Source organism: Nocardia vulneris, from assembly GCF_001613425.1.
GTDB lineage: Bacteria > Actinomycetota > Actinomycetes > Mycobacteriales > Mycobacteriaceae > Nocardia > Nocardia vulneris.
The window spans coordinates 273,030-289,771 of the sequence record NZ_BDCI01000035.1; the positions used below are offsets into that span (position 1 = coordinate 273,030).

The 16,742-nt window shown below is 69.2% G+C and carries 15 protein-coding genes; 10 read left to right on the top strand and 5 right to left on the bottom strand.

All coding sequences use genetic code 11. The features are described from left to right. Positions 1-51 precede the first annotated feature (51 nt). A complete protein-coding gene (locus NVU01S_RS31020) occupies positions 52-765 on the top strand; it encodes an MBL fold metallo-hydrolase (RefSeq protein WP_043676151.1) in 714 nt (237 codons plus the stop codon). Positions 766-809: 44 nt separating this feature from the next. On the opposite strand, the gene NVU01S_RS31025 is transcribed toward NVU01S_RS31020, so the two are convergent. The 3 genes from NVU01S_RS31025 to NVU01S_RS31035 all read right to left on the bottom strand — a co-directional run bounded on the left by NVU01S_RS31025 (position 810) and on the right by NVU01S_RS31035 (position 5,067). Then, positions 810-1,907: a branched-chain amino acid aminotransferase gene (locus tag NVU01S_RS31025; RefSeq protein WP_043676154.1), complete on the bottom strand. Its 1,098-nt coding sequence runs from the start codon at positions 1,905-1,907 to the stop codon at positions 810-812. A 767-nt stretch (positions 1,908-2,674) separates the two neighbouring features. Then, positions 2,675-3,775 carry a glycine cleavage system aminomethyltransferase GcvT gene (gene gcvT / locus NVU01S_RS31030; protein ID WP_043676157.1) on the bottom strand — a complete coding sequence of 367 codons (1,101 nt, stop codon included), beginning with the start codon at positions 3,773-3,775 and terminating at the stop codon, positions 2,675-2,677. A 686-nt stretch (positions 3,776-4,461) separates the two neighbouring features. Next, on the bottom strand, positions 4,462-5,067 hold the full coding sequence (locus NVU01S_RS31035) for a GNAT family N-acetyltransferase (RefSeq protein ID WP_043676161.1): 606 nt from the start codon (positions 5,065-5,067) through the stop codon (positions 4,462-4,464). A gap of 111 nt (positions 5,068-5,178) precedes the next feature. Here NVU01S_RS31035 and NVU01S_RS31040 point away from each other — a divergent pair, with 111 nt between their 5' ends. Beyond that, complete coding sequence (locus NVU01S_RS31040) at positions 5,179-5,976, top strand: TetR/AcrR family transcriptional regulator (RefSeq protein WP_043676164.1); 798 nt, start codon at positions 5,179-5,181, stop codon at positions 5,974-5,976. After that, a complete protein-coding gene (locus tag NVU01S_RS31045) occupies positions 5,973-7,484 on the top strand; it encodes a leucyl aminopeptidase (protein ID WP_043676166.1) in 1,512 nt (503 codons plus the stop codon). Before NVU01S_RS31040 ends, NVU01S_RS31045 begins: the two co-directional genes overlap by 4 nt. 478 nt (positions 7,485-7,962) lie before the next feature. On the opposite strand, the gene NVU01S_RS31050 is transcribed toward NVU01S_RS31045, so the two are convergent. Beyond that, complete coding sequence (locus tag NVU01S_RS31050) at positions 7,963-8,325, bottom strand: hypothetical protein (protein WP_014983079.1); 363 nt, start codon at positions 8,323-8,325, stop codon at positions 7,963-7,965. 260 nt (positions 8,326-8,585) lie between these two features. Here NVU01S_RS31050 and sucB point away from each other — a divergent pair, with 260 nt between their 5' ends. From sucB to lipA, 5 genes are all read left to right on the top strand, one after another. Next, the gene (sucB, locus tag NVU01S_RS31055) at positions 8,586-10,352 is read left to right on the top strand and encodes a 2-oxoglutarate dehydrogenase, E2 component, dihydrolipoamide succinyltransferase (protein ID WP_043676168.1); all 1,767 of its coding nucleotides are present in this window, start codon (positions 8,586-8,588) and stop codon (positions 10,350-10,352) included. Between the two features lie 33 nt (positions 10,353-10,385). Then, positions 10,386-11,294, top strand: coding sequence for a TIGR01777 family oxidoreductase (locus NVU01S_RS31060; RefSeq protein ID WP_043676170.1), 909 nt, complete (start codon positions 10,386-10,388; stop codon positions 11,292-11,294). Beyond that, on the top strand, positions 11,291-11,827 hold the full coding sequence (locus tag NVU01S_RS31065) for a GNAT family N-acetyltransferase (RefSeq protein WP_043676177.1): 537 nt from the start codon (positions 11,291-11,293) through the stop codon (positions 11,825-11,827). Before NVU01S_RS31060 ends, NVU01S_RS31065 begins: the two co-directional genes overlap by 4 nt. Before the next feature lie 125 nt (positions 11,828-11,952). Then, entirely contained in the window at positions 11,953-12,651 is a 699-nt protein-coding gene (lipB, locus tag NVU01S_RS31070; protein WP_014983075.1) for a lipoyl(octanoyl) transferase LipB, read from the top strand. Between the two features lie 75 nt (positions 12,652-12,726). After that, a complete protein-coding gene (gene lipA, locus NVU01S_RS31075; protein ID WP_043676179.1) occupies positions 12,727-13,743 on the top strand; it encodes a lipoyl synthase in 1,017 nt (338 codons plus the stop codon). Positions 13,744-14,037: 294 nt separating this feature from the next. Here the strand turns inward: lipA and NVU01S_RS45370 are convergent, their stop codons facing one another. Beyond that, complete coding sequence (locus NVU01S_RS45370; RefSeq protein ID WP_307684069.1) at positions 14,038-14,799, bottom strand: Rv3235 family protein; 762 nt, start codon at positions 14,797-14,799, stop codon at positions 14,038-14,040. Between the two features lie 906 nt (positions 14,800-15,705). On the opposite strand from NVU01S_RS45370, the gene NVU01S_RS31085 reads away from it, so the two are divergent. Further along, the gene (locus NVU01S_RS31085; protein ID WP_043676181.1) at positions 15,706-16,035 is read left to right on the top strand and encodes an ArsR/SmtB family transcription factor; all 330 of its coding nucleotides are present in this window, start codon (positions 15,706-15,708) and stop codon (positions 16,033-16,035) included. After that, positions 16,035-16,712, top strand: a complete 678-nt coding sequence (locus NVU01S_RS31090) for a cation efflux transmembrane domain-containing protein (protein ID WP_052280966.1) — start codon at positions 16,035-16,037, stop codon at positions 16,710-16,712. The genes NVU01S_RS31085 and NVU01S_RS31090 overlap by 1 nt, the downstream gene beginning before the upstream one ends. Positions 16,713-16,742 lie beyond the last annotated feature (30 nt).

Genomic DNA, 16,742 nt, shown 5'->3' on the forward strand with positions numbered 1-16,742 from the left:
TTTACGGCTGCGGCGCGCGAAGCGTCTGGGTCGGGCAATAAGGTGTGCTGTATGTCTTCTGAGCGCCTGTATTTTCGCCAGCTGTTGTCGGGGAGGGACTACGCCGTCGGCGATCCGATTGCGACACAGATGCGCAATTTCGCGTATTTGATCGGCGATCGGGAGAGCGGGGAGGCGGTGGTCGTCGATCCGGCGTACGCGGCGGCCGATCTGGTCGATATCGCCGAGGGCGACGGACTACGCGTGACCGGAGTGCTCGCCACCCACCACCACCCGGACCACGTGGGCGGCACGATGCTCGGGTTCACCCTGGGCGGTGTGCGCGAGCTGCTCGAAAAGACAAGCGTCCCAGTACATGTCAACGCGAACGAGTTGTCCTGGGTGGCCAACGTCACCGGCATCGCGCCCGGTGAGCTGACCGGCCATGAGCACGGCGACAAGGTCAGCGTCGGCGCCTTCGAGATCGAACTGCTGCACACGCCGGGCCACACTCCCGGCAGCCAATGCTTCCTTTTCGACGGCCGGCTCATCGCGGGTGACACGTTGTTCGTGGACGGTTGCGGCCGCACCGACTTCCCCGGCGGGGATTCCGACGAGATGTTCCGCAGCCTGCGCTATTTGGCCGGTTTATCCGGTGATCCGGTCGTCTATCCGGGGCACTGGTATTCGCAGGACCCGTTCGCTCCGCTGTCCACTGTCCGGGACAACAACTATGTCCTGCGCCCGCAGACCCTGGAACAGTGGCACATGCTCATGCCGGGCTGACAGACCGTGGGGTGGAGGCCTCCGCAAGGAAGCCTCCACCAGGACTACATTCCGCGCATCCACCCGTGGATGTCGGCGAAGGTGCCGCGCTGGATACCGGTGAGGGTGTCGCGCAACGCCATGGTGACCTCGCCGGGCTCGCCGCCGCCGATGGTGAACTCCCCGTCACCGGAGCGGACCCAGCCGACCGGGGTGATCACCGCGGCGGTGCCGCACGCGAAAGTCTCAGTGATGGCACCGGATTCGGCGCCCTTACGCCACTCCTCGACCGAGACCTTGCGCTCCTCCACCGGAAAACCGGAGTCGGCGGCCAGGGTGAGCAACGAGTCGCGGGTGATGCCGGGCAGCAGCGAGCCGGACAATTCCGGAGTGACCAGGCGCGCCTCGGAGCCGGAGCCGAAGACGAAGAACAGGTTGTTGGTACCCATTTCCTCGACGTAGCGGCGCTCGCACGCGTCCAGCCAGACGACCTGATCGCAGCCCTTCTCCGTCGCCTCCGCCTGCGCGAGCAGCGACGCCGCGTAGTTACCCGCGACCTTCGCCTCGCCGGTGCCGCCGGGCGCGGCGCGCACGTACTCGGTGGACAGCCACACCCGCACCGGCTTCACGCCGCGCGGGAAGTACGCGCCGGCCGGGGACGCCATCAGCAGATACTTGTAGCCGGACGCGGGCTTCACGCCCAGGCTGGCCTCGGTGGAGAACATGAACGGACGCAGGTACAGCGAATCTTCGCCGCCCGCGGCGGGCACCCAGTCGCGGTCGACTTCGAGCAGCTGACGCACGGATTCGATGAACAGTTCTTCGGGCAGCTCGGCCATCGCCATCCGGCGGGCGGACCTGCGGAATCGGGCGGCGTTCGCGTCGATGCGGAAGCAGGAGACGCTGTCGTCGTTCTGCCGGTACGCCTTCAACCCTTCGAAAATGGCCTGGCCGTAATGGAAGACCATGGTGGCCGGGTCGAGCGAGAGCGGACCGTACGGCTCGACGCGCGCATTGATCCATTCGCCGTCGACGTAGTCGATCGAGACCATGTGGTCGGTGAAGAACCGCCCGAACCCGGGCGCCGCCAGTACCTCTTGTCGCCGCTGCGCCGGGGCGGGCGCGGGATGCGGAACACGGGCAAACTGTGCAGCAACGGTCATGCCGGTGATCCTATCCGGGTCGGTTCACGGGTTCGCGGCCGATCACCCCTGTGACCGTAAAAGTTCCCGCCACCGCAACCTCCCACGCACCACTTTGCACCGTGCGCCCCAAATCGCCCCAGGAAACCACACCGCTCAGTTCGCACCCTGCGCACCGCCGACGCCGCCGCGCCATGCCGCGCGACACGCCGATAAGCGTCGCCCGCCCGGCGCCGGCACAGGCCGACATCCGCACCCTTTCTAGGGAGACGCACCCCGACTTGCCGCACGACACTCCGCGCCTCAACCCAAAAAGGGTGCGGAAGTGCACGCTCTCGTCGGGGCCTGCGTCATCGCCGAGACGATGCGAGTCATCGCGGACGACGCGAACCACCACGGACAGCGCGGGCAACCGCAGACGGCACGACGACAGCCAACGCCACGCCGAATACCGGGTTTCGTTCTGCCGCCCGTTGATCGCCGCCACCCAAGGCCGACATCCGCACCCTTTCTAGGGAGACGCACCCCGACTTGCCGCACGACACACCGCACCTCAACCTAGAAAGGGTGCGGGAATGCGCGCCCCCCTTGGGACGACCTGTGCCGACGGCGCCAGCCACCGCAGACAGCGATCTGCTGCGGATGGCGTGATTACCGCAGACGGCACCACCGGCGGCGGGAGGGTGTTCTGCCCACGTGTCGGTAATCGTGGCCCGGCGCACCTCACCGAAAACGCGAAAAGGTGTGCGGCTGCAGGGAATCCGCGGCCGCACACCTTGACCCGGGTCTTACTTCGTGTTGGTCTCCACGAACGGCGGGCGCACTACCTCGCAGCGCAGCGCGCGGCCGCGGACATCTACCTCGACCTCGGTGCCGGGTTCGAGGCCCGCTTCGGTGTCGAGCAGGGCGAGGGCGATGCCGATCTTGAGGGTCGGCGAGAAGGTGCCGGAGGTTGTTTCGCCGACCGGCTCGCCGTCGCGCAACACCGTCTGCCCCTGCCGCAGGACACCGCGGTCGAGGGCTTTGAGGCCGAGCAGGGTGCGGCGCGGGCCCGCCGACTTCTCCTGTTCCAGTGCGGCTTTGCCCCAGAATTCCGGCTTCTTCCAGCCGACCGCCCAGCCCGTGCGGGCCTGCACCGGCGAGATCTCGAGGGAGAGTTCGTGCCCGTGCAACGGGTAACCCATTTCGGTGCGCAGGGTGTCGCGGGCGCCGAGACCGGCGGCCTGACCGTCGGCGGCGCGCACCTGCTCGACGAGCGCGCGGAACAGCGGTTCGGCGTCGGCCCAGCGGGGCAGCAGTTCGTAGCCGTGTTCACCGGTGTAGCCGGTGCGGCACACGCGGACCGGACGGCCGTCCCATTCGGCGTCGGCGTAGGCCATGTACTCCATGTCGGTGGGCAGGCCGAGCGCGCTCAGCACGTCGGTGGACCGCGGGCCCTGCACCGCGAACACGCCGTATTCGCGGTGCTCGTCGGTCACCGTGATGCCTTCGGGCGCCACCTTCTGCAGTTCCGCGACCACCGCTGCGGTGTTGGCGGCATTGGGCACGAGGAAGATCTCGTCGTCACTGACGTAGTAGGCGATCAGGTCGTCGATCACGCCGCCTTCGGGCGTGCAGCACAGCGTGTACTGCGCCTTACCCGGCCGGATGCGGCCGAGGTCGTTGGTGAGCGCCGAGTTCACGAAATCCGCCGCGCCCGCACCGCGCACCGTCGCCTTGCCGAGGTGGCTCACGTCGAACAGGCCGACCGTGGTGCGGACCGACTGATGTTCGGCGACCGTCCCCGCATAGGAGACGGGCATTTCCCACCCGCCGAACGGAGCGAACGTCGCCCCGAGTTCGACGTGTACCTCATGGATAGGGCCTTGCAGCAGGTTCGAGTCGGTCACCCGGCGAGCTTATCCGCCAAGCCCCCGTCTCGAACCCACTCCCTCACCCCCACCGTCTGACCACCCAGACGCCACCACCCGCACCGGCCACCACCCCACACCCCGCACACCGACACCGCCAGCACCCAGCACCCAGCACCCAGCACCCAGCACAGCATCCCGGCACCCCACATCGCTACCCGCACACCGACACCGCTCCGCACACCGGACACCGCCAGCCCACACCCGGCACCCCGATACCCAGCAGCGCCCAGGCACCCTCACAGCCGGCACCCAGGCACCCGGCACCATGCGCACACCCACGACGTACCCGCCCACCCCGTCGCCGCTCGCGCGCCATCCACACGCCCGGCACCCACCCACCACCGACTGTCCGCCACCGCACACCACACCCGGCACCCGACCACCGGGCAAGTGTCGACATCGTCCGAACAGCCGCCACCATTTCCTGGTGATCTCGACGCACCTCGACACAGCACCCGCCCGATACCGGCATTCATCACCACCTCGCATCCGACCCCGAGCACCACCCAGAACCGCACGCAACGCCACGCCCCCGGCACCGCCACCGCCCTCCCCGGTCGCGCACTCAACACGGCACCCGCCCGAAACCCCCACTCCTCACCACCACCTCACACCCCACCCCGAGCGCCACCAGAGCCGCACACACCCCCGCGCCCCCGTGACTATCCCCGGAACCACATCGGACGCAGCGTCGGCCCACCTTCGGGCAGGTCGTGGTCGATGTTGGTGCGGGCGAACCCGTTACGGGCGTAGAGCCGGGCGGAACGTTCCGTGCTGGCTTCGAGGTAGGCGGGGACACCGGCCGAGGACGCCGCTTTGGTCTGGCCCCCGAGGATCGCGCCGCCCGCGCCTTTGCCGCGATGCTCCGGCACGGTGACGATCACCTGCAGGTATCGGTGCGGGAATTCGCGGGGGTGGGTGCGGGCCAGCAGGTCGGAGACGTACGCCGCGCGTTGCAGCGGACGGATGTCCGGTGCGGTCGCGGCCAGTTCCCGCGCCTCGACCGCATCGTGTTCGAGCCGAGCCGCGGATTCCACGTGCTGCCAGATCGAGACCGCCCAGATCTGCGAGCCCGAGCCCGCGAGCCAGATTTCGTCGTCGGCCAGTGCGCGGTCGATCAGTCCGGGCACGTACTGCCCGCTGAACTGTTCGAACGCATGGCCCGCGAGCACCCAGGCGGTCACCTCCTCGTCGGGGCTGGCGAGGGTGAACGCCTCGATGACCGCGTCGCGATCCTGTCGGACTGCCTGTCGAACCGTGATCTCCATCGACTCGTTCCTTTCGCCTGTGAACACTGTGTGCTCTCGCCAAGGTAGGCAGGTCAAACGACATTAGCTAGAATTTCGTCACAACTGTTCGTGTGTCGAAATGGAGCCGCTATGGCCTGTGGAATCTGCGGCGAGACGCTCGCGCAGCCCACGCGCGGCCGCAAACGCCGCTACTGTTCGCGCGCCTGCCAGGCCCGCGCGTACCGGGCCCGGCGCGACGAGGTGACTACGGCCCCGCGCGCGCCCCGGCCGGCCAAATTGACCACTGTCGGCATCCTGCGCGCCGCCGTCGAACTGGCCGATCGCGACGGCATCGACGGCCTTTCCATGCGCCGCATCGCCAGCGCCCTCGGCGCGGCGACCGCGGGCCTATACCGCCACTTCCCGGACCGGGAAGCGCTGCTCGAGGGCATGGCCGAACTGGTGCTCGCCGAGATCCGGCCGCCCGCAACCGAACTCACCGACTGGCGGGCGCGCCTCGCGTACGAGGCCCGTGCGGAATGGCAGCTGTACCAGCGTCATCCCTGGATGCTGCCGATCCTCGCGCGCACCCGTCCGCCGGTCGGTCCCGCGCTCGCCGACATCCTCGAACGGTCGTTCGCCGCACTCGATCACCGCGGTCTCACCCGGGACGCGATGCTCGCGATCTATCTGTCGTTCTCCGGCCTGGTCCAGGGTCTGGCGCTGCTCACCAACTCCGAGCGCACCGAGCGGTTGCGGGGTCAGGCGCTGGAGCCGCCGCCCGACCTCGCCGAGCTGCTCGACCCGGCCGCCCGTCCGGTGCTGCACCGGCTCTTCTCCGCCGGCCCGCCCGGCCCCGACCTGGACTTGGACCACATCCTGGAGGCCGGGCTCGCACTGCTCCTCGACGGGATCGCCCTCAGACTGCCCAGTAGCCTGAGCCCATGACCGCTGTTGCAGATCGCTCACTAGGACCGGAACTCGCCCGCACCCAGACCATCAGCACGGATACCGACGTGCTCGTGCTCGGCTTGACGTCGTCGGAGAACGGCCCCGCCATCGTGCCCGAGGACCTGTTCGGCGACGTGCTCACCGCGGAGGTCCGGGCCGAACTGCTCGACCAGCTCGGCGCGGTCGGCGCGAAGGGCAAGACCGAGGAACTGACCAGGGTGCCCGCACCGGCCGGGCTCGACGGGGTGACCAGCGTGCTCGCGGTCGGCCTCGGCGCCGCCGAGAAGATCGACGCCGAGCAGATCCGCCGCTCGGCCGGGGTCGCCGCCCGCGCGCTGTCCGGCACCGAGCTCGTGGTGACCACACTGTCCGGCCTGGATATCGGCGCCGCCGCGGAGGGTTTCTACTTGGGCGCGTACACCTTCACGCCGTTCAAGTCGGACAAGTCCGCACCCAAGCCGGACGAGCGCCCGGTGGCCCGGGTCGAATTGCTGGTGCCCGAGCCGGAATTCGGCGAGCAGGAGTTGTTCCGCGCGCAGCTGATCGCCGAAGCTGTCGCCACCGCACGGGATTTCGTCAACACCCCGCCGAGCCACCTCTACCCGGCCGAATTCGCTTCGCGCGCCCAGGAACTGGCCGAGGCCGCCGGGTTGCAGGTCGAGGTGCTCGACGAAAAGGCTTTGGAGGCAGGCGGTTACGGCGGCGTGCTGGGTGTCGGCAAGGGCTCGTCCCGGCCGCCGCGGCTGGTCCGGATCACCTATGCGGGCGGTCCGAAGAAGGTGGCGCTGGTCGGCAAGGGCATCACGTTCGACACCGGCGGCATCTCGATCAAGCCCGCGCAGAACATGGACAACATGACCTCGGACATGGCGGGCGCCGCCGCGGTCATCGCCACCACGCTGCTGGCGGCGCGGCTGAGCCTGCCGGTCACCGTCACCGCGACCGTGCCGATGGCCGAGAACATGCCGTCGGCGACCGCGCAACGTCCCGGTGACGTGCTCACCCAGTACGGCGGCATCACCGTCGAGGTGCTCAACACCGACGCCGAGGGCCGCCTGATCCTGGCCGACGCGATCGTGCGCGCGAGCGAGGACGACCCGGATTACCTCATCGACGTCGCCACCCTGACCGGCGCCCAGATGGTCGCGCTCGGCACCCGCACGCCCGGCGTGATGGGCACCGACGAGTTCCGCGACCGCGTCGCCGCCGTCTCCCGCGCGGTCGGCGAAAACGGCTGGGCGATGCCGCTGCCCGCGGAGTTACGCGCGGACATCAACTCCAAGATCGCCGACCTGGCCAATGTCGCACCGCACCGCTGGGGCGGCATGCTCTCGGCCGGCTTGTTCCTGAAGGAGTTCGTCCCGGAGGGCGTGCAGTGGGCCCACCTCGACGTCGCAGGACCGGCCTACAACACCGGCGGCCCGTTCGGCTACATCGGCAAGGGCGGCACCGGCGTCCCCGTCCGCACCCTCATCACCGTGCTCGAGGAAATCGGTACGGAGTAGAAAGCGCAGGCCTGTCGCCCGCGCGCACGAACGTCGACGACCTCGTGCGCGCGGGCACCCGGCCGCGGATTCCGGACGGGCGCGCAGACCACCGCACAAGCACGGGCCTCCTGGCAGGCGCAGATTTCCTGAGCTATCGCAGACTCCCATGCAGCCCAGAACTCGTGCGTCGTACGCCCGGGCATCCGACTTCCCGGTGCAGGCACTAGCGTCCCCAGACCTCGTCCGCGGGACCTACCCCATCTGCGCCGTATCGCACGCGCGCGCCGAGGCACCGCTCCCATGTATCTACCCGGACCTCGCATGCGCGGGGCGCACGACTCCTACCGAGCACCAGCTGCACGCGCGTGGCACAGAAGTTCGTGCGCGCGGGCACAATTGACGCGCCGCGGCAGCCACTCACCGGCGGACGATCCGAAGCACGCAAACCCCCGTCGCCAGACGGTAGCCAGCGGCTATGGCAGCCCGTAGCCGACGGCTATAGATCGCGCAGATCCGCCTCGAACGCGCGCTGACGCTCGATCCGTTTGCGGGCGTCGTAGTCGCGCATCCGTTGTGGATATCCGGTCTTGCCGACGTCGTAAACGGGAATCCGCAAATCCTTGGCAAGCCGTTGCGCCCCGCGCTCTCCGACGATCCGCCGGGTCCATTCGCCGTCGGCCGCGACCAGCACGACAGTGACATCCGTCACGGTCGTTTTCGGCTCCACATAGCCTTCGACGCCGACGTGGGTGCGCACCCAGTCGGCCAGATAGCGGGCGTCGGCCGTACCCCCCGAACCCGCTCGTATCGCGCCACCACCCCTGGTCGCGCCGCCTCGGAAACGATCCAGCAAACCCAACGACGCGCACCTCCTTTCACACCCCGGAGCATCTCGCCCACCGGTGTTTCCATCTTGCCAGCTCGAGCGAGTTCGCTGCCCTGTGCTACACGCCGCACCGCCAAGTGCAAGGATGGTTCGCGGTACAAGAACCACAAGGATCTCCGGTGCCACGCACAATGATCAGTGGCGTTCGGACTCGCGCCGCAACCCGCGACGGGGGTCCGCAGCGAGATCAACTGTTGTAGAAACCCGTCGAGCAGTCAGAGGAGTCAGAGGACATGGCCTTCTCCGTCCAGATGCCAGCTCTTGGTGAGAGCGTCACCGAGGGAACGGTCACCCGGTGGCTGAAGCAGGAAGGAGACACGGTCGAGGTCGACGAGCCGCTGCTCGAGGTCTCCACCGACAAGGTCGACACCGAAATCCCGTCCCCCACGGCGGGCGTGCTGTCGAAGATCGTCGCCCAAGAAGATGATGTGGTCGAGGTCGGCGGTGAGCTCGGCGTGATCAGCGAGGCCGGTGAGGCGCCCGCCCCGAGCTCGGCCCCCGAACCCGAGGCCGCTGCCGCGCCCGCGCAGGAAGCGCCCGCCGAGGAAGCCGTCGCCGCCGAGCCGGAGCCCGCGCAGGAAGCCCCCGCTCGGGAAGCCGCGCCCGCCGCGAGCGCGTCCGCCGGTGACGGCACCCCGGTCAAGATGCCCGAGCTGGGCGAGTCGGTCACCGAAGGCACCGTCACCCGGTGGCTGAAGGCCGTCGGCGACGAGGTCGCCGTGGACGAACCGCTGCTCGAGGTCTCCACCGACAAGGTCGACACCGAGATCCCCTCGCCGGTCGCGGGCACGCTGCTCGAGATCACCGCGCAGGAAGACGATGTCGTCGCTGTGGGTGGACAGCTCGGCGTGATCGGCAGCGGCGCCCCCGCGGCCGCCGCGCCCCCGGCCCCGGCCCCCGAGCCGAAGCCGGAACCCAAGCCCGAGCCCAAGCCGGAACCGAAGCCCGAGCCCAAGCCCGCGGCCGCCGCCCCGGCACCCGCGCCCAAGGCACCGGCACCGGCCCCGGCCAAGGCACCGGCCGCCACCGCGACCGAGTCGGATTCCTCCGGTAACGGCGCCACCCCGTACGTCACCCCGCTGGTGCGCAAGCTGGCCGACGAGAACGGCGTCGACCTGTCCGCGCTCACCGGTTCCGGTGTCGGCGGCCGCATCCGCAAGCAGGACGTGCTCGCGGCCGCGGAAGCCAAGAAGGCGCCCGCGCCGGCCGCCGCCGCACCCGCCGCGAAGGCCCCGGCCGCCAAGGCCGCGCCCGCGCCGAGCGCACAGCTGGCGCACCTGCGCGGCACCGTGCAGAAGGCGAACCGGATCCGGCAGATCACCGCGACCAAGACCCTGGAATCGCTGCGCACCACCGCGCAGCTGACCCAGGTGCACGAGGCCGACGTCACCAAGATCGCGCAGCTGCGGGCGCAGGCCAAGGCCGCGTTCAAAGAGCGTGAGGGCGTCAACCTGACGTTCCTGCCGTTCTTCGCCAAGGCCGTCGTCGAGGCGCTCGGCGTGCACCCGAACGTCAACGCCAGCTACAACGACAGCACCAAAGAGCTCACCTACCACGCGGCCGTGCATCTCGGCATCGCCGTGGACACCGAGCAGGGCCTGCTCTCCCCGGTGATCCACAACGCGAGCGACCTGTCGCTGGCCGGCCTGGCCCGCGCCATCGCCGATATCGCCAACCGCGCGCGCAACGGCGGCCTGAAGCCGGACGAGCTCTCGGGCGGCACCTTCACCATCACCAATATCGGCAGCCAGGGCGCGCTGTTCGACACCCCGATCCTGGTTCCGCCGCAGGCGGCCATGCTCGGCACCGGCGCGATCGTCAAGCGCCCGGTCGTGGTGAAGGACGACACGGGCAGCGAGTCCATCGGCGTCCGTTCGATGTGCTATCTGCCGCTCACCTACGACCACCGCCTGATCGACGGTGCCGACGCGGGTCGCTTCCTGACCACGATCCGGCACCGGCTCGAGGAGGCGGCGTTCGAGGCCGACCTCGGTCTGTAAGACGGGTCGCCACAGGAAGGTCATCGTGCGCGCATGAAGGTCGTGATCGCCGGCTCGTCCGGGCTGATCGGGACAGCGCTCGTCGCGGCCCTGCGCCGCGACGGGCACGACGTCGCCCGCCTGGTACGCAGGCGGGCGGCGGGACCGGACGAGTTCACCTGGGATCCGGTCCGCGCCGAAGTGGACGACCGAGCCCTGCGCGGCGCGGACGCGGTGGTGAATCTGTGCGGTGCGAGCATCGGCCGTCGCCGCTGGAACGGCAGCTTCAAACAGGAGCTGCGCGACAGCCGGATCACCCCCACCGACGTGCTCGCCGCGGCGGTCGTCGCCGCCGACGTGCCGACGCTGCTCAACGCCAGCGGCGTGCACTACTACGGCGGCGGGACCGGTGACCGGGTGGTCGACGAAACCTCTTCCGCCGGTTCGGGTTTCCTGGCCACCCTGTGCCGCGATTGGGAAGCCGCGACCGCCCCGGCCGTCGACGCCGGCGTCCGGACCATCCTGCTGCGCAGCGCCGTCGTGCTGTCCGGGCACGGCGGCATGCTCGGCATGTTGCAGCCGCTGTATTCGCTCGGCCTCGGCGGACGGCTCGGCAGCGGACGCCAGTACACGCCGTGGATCTCGATGGCCGACGAGATCGGCGCGATCCTGTTCGCGCTCGGCCACGACACCCTGCGCGGACCGGTCAACGTGGTCGGTCCGGCGCCGGTGACCAACGCCGAGTTCAGCCGCGCGCTCGGCCGCTCGCTGCACCGGCCCACACCGCTGGTGGTGCCCGCGTTCGCGTTGCGCGCGCTGATCGGCGAGTTCGCGCAGGAGGCGATCCTGCACGGCCCCAGAGCAATTCCCACGGCCCTCGAGGAGGCGGGCTACGAGTTCCAGCACCCCACCGTCGGCGCCGCGCTGGCGGACATGGTGGGTCGACCCGGAGACGATCGATGACCGACCAGCTCGACACCCGCCCCGCCTCCCTCATCCGGGATGCGCGGCCCGCGGATCTGCCCGCCATCCTGGCCATCCACAACGCGAATATCGCCACCTCCACGGCGATCTGGGATCTGGAGCAGGTCGGCCTCGAGGAGCGCGAGGCCTGGTTCGCCGACCGCACCGCGGCGGGTCTGCCGGTGCTGGTCGCCGAGATCGACGGCGAAGTCGCGGGATACGCGAGCTACGGTCCGTGGCGGCCCAAGGCGGGATACCGCTTCACCGTGGAGAATTCGGTCTACGTCGACGACCGGTTCCAGCGCCGCGGCATCGCCACCGCGCTGCTCACCGAATTGATCGAGCGGGCCCGCCGGACCGGCTCGGTGCACGCGATCATCGCGGGCATCGAATCCGGCAACACCGGCTCGATCCAATTGCACGAGCGCTTCGGTTTCCGCACGGTCGGCGAGTTCCCGGAGGTCGGCCACAAGTTCGGTCGCTGGATGGACCTGACCCTCATGCAGCTGACGCTGCCCGTGCACGCGCGCTGACCAAGATCAGGGGGAACTGGCGGCGTCGCGCACTCGGCCGATGCCGCCACCAGTTCCCCCTCGTGTGGCGAGCAGCACAGGGCACTGGTGGAAAGCCGTAAAGGCTCCGGCGTACCGTCAGGGTTGTGAACGACACGCGCACCACGTGGTCCGCTCGATTCGATACGACCCCGATCGTGGTCGAGGATCTCGGACTCATCGACTACCACGACGCCTGGGAGCTGCAACGCAAACTCGCGGCAGAGCGGGCCGAGGGTCTCGGATCCGATCACCTGCTGCTGCTCGAGCACCCGTCCGTCTACACCGCCGGTCGCCGGACCGAGGCCGAGGATCTGCCGATCGACGGCAGCCCGGTGGTCGAGGTGGATCGCGGCGGCAAGATCACCTGGCACGGTCCGGGGCAGCTGGTCGGCTATCCGATCGTGCGGCTCGCCGAACCGGTCGATGTCGTCCACTACGTGCGCCGCCTCGAGGAGGCGCTCATCACCGTCTGCACCGGCATGGGACTCACCTGCGGCCGGGTCGAAGGACGGTCCGGCGTGTGGCTGCCCGCCACCGACGTGTTCGCCGAACGCAAGATCGCCGCGATCGGGGTGCGGGTGCAGCGCGGCGTCGCCCTGCACGGCATCTCGCTGAACTGCAACTCCGCCATGGACGGCTTCCAGGCGATCGTCGCCTGCGGCATCCGCGACGCCGGCGTCACCACGCTCAGCCGCGAACTCGCTCGCGAAGTCACGGTCGCCGAGGTCAAACCGCTCGTCGCCGACGCCATCACCAGGGCGTTGAACGGCGAACTCCCGGTAACCGCGCACGACATCCGCTGAGCGCCGGTTATCGCACGCGTCACACCCACCGGAGGGGTCGCGAGCGGTCGACCCGGTAGGCGTAGTGTCGATCAAGTGACCTCAGCTTCAGCACCGGCAGGACGCAAACTGCTACGCATCGAGGCGCGCAACGCGGAGACCCCGATCGAGCGCAAGCCTCAGTGGATTCGGACCAAGGCGAAGATGGGCCCGGAGTATTCCGAGCTCAAAGGTCTGGTCAAACGCGAAGGCCTGCACACGGTCTGTGAGGAAGCGGGCTGTCCCAACATCTTCGAATGCTGGGAAGACCGCGAGGCCACCTTCCTGATCGGCGGCGAGCAGTGCACCCGGCGCTGCGACTTCTGCCAGATCGACACCGGCAAACCCGCCGCACTCGATCGGGACGAGCCGCGCCGGGTCGCCGAGAGCGTACAGGCGATGGGCCTGCGCTACTCGACCATCACCGGTGTCGCGCGCGACGACCTCGCCGACGGCGGCGCCTGGCTCTACGCCGAAACCGTGCGGGCCATCAAGGCTTTGAACCCGAACACCGGTGTCGAGCTGCTCATCCCCGACTTCAACGCCGTGCCCGAGCAGTTGGCCGAAGTGTTCGCCTCGCGGCCCGAGGTGCTCGCGCACAACCTGGAGACGGTGCCGCGCATCTTCAAGCGCATCCGTCCCGCCTTCCGCTACGAGCGGTCGCTCTCGGTGCTCACCGCCGCGCGCGAGGCCGGGCTGGTCACCAAGTCCAACCTGATCCTCGGCATGGGCGAGACCCCGGAAGAGGTCACCCAGGCGATGCGCGATCTGCACGACGCAGGCTGCGACATCCTCACCATCACCCAGTACCTGCGTCCCTCCCCGCGGCACCATCCCGTCGATCGCTGGGTCAAGCCGCAAGAATTCGTCGACCATTCCAAGATGGCCGAGGAGATCGGTTTCGCGGGCGTGATGGCCGGGCCGCTCGTCCGCTCCTCCTACCGCGCGGGTCGCCTCTACGCCCAAGCGATGGCGCACCACGGCCGCGAAATCGCCCCCACCATGGCGCATCTCGCCCAAGAAGGTTCCGCCTCGCAGGAAGCGTCGTCCGTCCTGGCGCGCTTCGGCAGCTGACTCGGTAGCTACGGGCCCGCACCTGTCCGACAGGTGCGGGCCCGTCTCTGCGCGCGGCACCGTCTGCCCCGCGGATGTGCGGACCGCGACCTCCATTTACGCGCAGCCGCCGGACCTCGCTAGCGTTGCGGCGTTACGCCCCCAGGCAGAGCAGACAACGCGCGTCGGCCACGAAGTGCACAGCCTTGAGCATCACCTTGCGCCGAATCCAAACCTCCACAAGCCGGACTGGAATCGGCGCCTACTTCGACGACCGTGCGCCCAAGAGCACAAAACCGGCGCGGGCCTGCTGGGTCAGCGCACCCGCAGTGCGGTCAGGCGCCACTGGCCGCGGGTTCGGGTGATGCGGGCGGCCAGGGCGAAATGCCTTGGGCCCCGGTCATATCCCGCGCAGACCTCAGCGGTTTCGGCGTCGACCATGCGCACGGTAACCCGACCCGGCACCGCGACGCCCAGACCTCGGCCCGGAATCACGTCGGTGTTCACCATCGTGCGCAGTGCGGCGACGATGCGGGCGTCGGCCACCGACGTCATGTGCGTGACCAGCCGCCGATGGTCCAGAACCTCCAGAACCAACCGAACCACCCACCGCGCAAACTCCTTGGCGGACAACACCGCTTCCGGATCCGGGTCCGCGCCACACCCCACCCGCGACTTGGACCGCATCGGCCCGGCCCCACCCTGCACCCGCCCAGTCGACCGACACCCTGCGATCTGCCTATCCGCGCCGGACTCATCCACCGGCCCATCCGACCGACGCCCCTCCTCACCACGCTTCTGCACAAACTCTCTGGCAGACAACAGAGACACATGACCCGCTTCCGCCCCGCACCCCACCCGCGACTCGTACTGGGACCGCATCGGCCCCGCCCCACTCTCCGCCCGCCCCGCCGGCGGGCGCCCCTGCACCTGCCCATCCGCGCCACGCTTCTGCACAAACTCCCTGGCGGACAACAGAGACACGGGACCCACTTCCGCGCCACCCGCGACCCGCGACTTGGACCGCATGGCCCCGGGCCCACCCTGCGCCCGCCCAGTTGACCGACACCCTGTCATCTGCTTATCCGCGCCGGACTCCACGGGCCCATCCGACCGGCGCCCTCCGACCGGTCCCCCATTAGCACCGCACTCGGTAGCAGGGCCCGACTGGCACTCTCCCGCACCCCGACCCGACCGTCTCTCTTCCACACGCTCACCCGACCGGTTTCCCGGCGCAAGCGCACGCGATCGACTCCGCTGCGGACGGCCGCTCGACCGGCACCCGAGCCTGTCATCGGAACGGCGCCCCTGTGCATTCCCGTCTGCTCGGCGCTTTTCCACAGGCCCATCAGGTCGGCATCCTTGTGGGTCTGCCGACTGGTATCCGTGCACGCACACACCCGACCCGCAGCCCTCCGCGCACCGACTCGACTGATGACCTGGCGCACACCTATCCGGTCGGCAGTCCGCCGCCCGTCCGTCCAATCGGCATCCCTGCGGCTCCGCAGTCGACTGCAACGCCCGATCCGGTCCGGTCACCCCTACCCCCTCGTTGCTTCCCCACTCTTCGGAGCCCCGATTTTGCCCCGCCGCCACCGGATCTCACGAGTACTCCACTACCCGACCCGTCACCCACAGACCGTTCGCACGCCGCACAGGGCATACAACTGCTGTGAACCGTATGGAAGCTCTGTGGGTCGACAGCTCTGCCCGGGCCGCGAACGCGGCAAACCGGTCGTGGGCGCGCAGGGGGCACGGCGGCGTCTACTCACGCACTCCGACGGTTTGCTGCCGACCGTGGGCCGGTGAGCTCAACGCACCACCGACCCGCGCAGGTTTCGAGGAGCGCGGCCGGCAACTCGCACCACCGCTCAGCTGCGGTCGTGGTGCTCGACGGGTTTCGCTGACGTTCTCGCGACCAGACAGCCTCCACCCGAGGGTTCAGGGTTTTGTGAATACATCGAAATCTGTACTATCCATCCCGTGGAGACTCTGCAGCACAGTGACGCGCTGGCTCGGTTCGGGCACGCGTTGTCCGATCCGACGCGGACTCGAATCCTGTTGAGTTTGCGGGCCGGTGCGAGCTACCCGTCCGAGTTGGCCGAGCAGATCGGCGTATCACGGCAGATACTGTCCAATCACCTTGCCTGCCTTAGAGGTTGCGGACTCGTGGTGGCGATTCCGGAGGGCCGCCGCAGCCGCTACGAACTCGCCGACGCCCGCATCGGTCACGCCCTCGGCGACCTCCTCGGCTTGGTCCTGGCCGTCGACCCAGCCTGCTGCCCCGCCGCGGGCGACGAAGGATGCTGCTGATGTCCACACCACTCGGCATGCCTGCCGCGCCACCGACATCGGCCAGACGCGCCATACTCTCCCGACGCATCCGCTGGTTCGTCGCCGCGACGATCACTTACAACGTGATCGAAGCGATCGTCGCGCTGAGTGAGGGGGCGCGGGTTTCGTCGACGGCGTTGATCGGGTTCGGGTTGGATTCGGTGATCGAGGTGTCTTCCGCGGCGGCGGTCGCGTGGCAGTTCGCGGGACGGGATCCGCAAGCGCGGGAGAAGGTGGCGCTGCGCATCATCGCGTTCTCCTTCTTCGCGCTGGCCGCCTACGTCACCGTCGATGCCGTCCGCGCACTGCTCGGCGTCGGCGAAGCAGAACACTCCACGATCGGCATCGGCTTGGCCGCGGCCAGTCTGCTGGTCATGCCGGTGCTGTCCTGGTTGCAGCGCCGCGCCGGTCGCGAACTCGGATCCGCCTCTGCCGTAGCCGATTCCAAACAAACCCTGCTCTGCACCTACCTGTCGGCCGTCCTCCTCGTCGGCCTGCTCCTCAACGCCCTCTTCGGCTGGTCCTCGGCCGACCCCCTCGCCGCCCTCGTCATCGCCGCCATCGCCGTCCGCGAAGGCCGCAACGCCTGGCACGGCCAAACCTGCTGCCCCACCCCATCCCACCCCACAGAAACCACCTGCTGCCCCGACCACTGACCACGGGCACTCCGTGACGGTTGCCGCCAG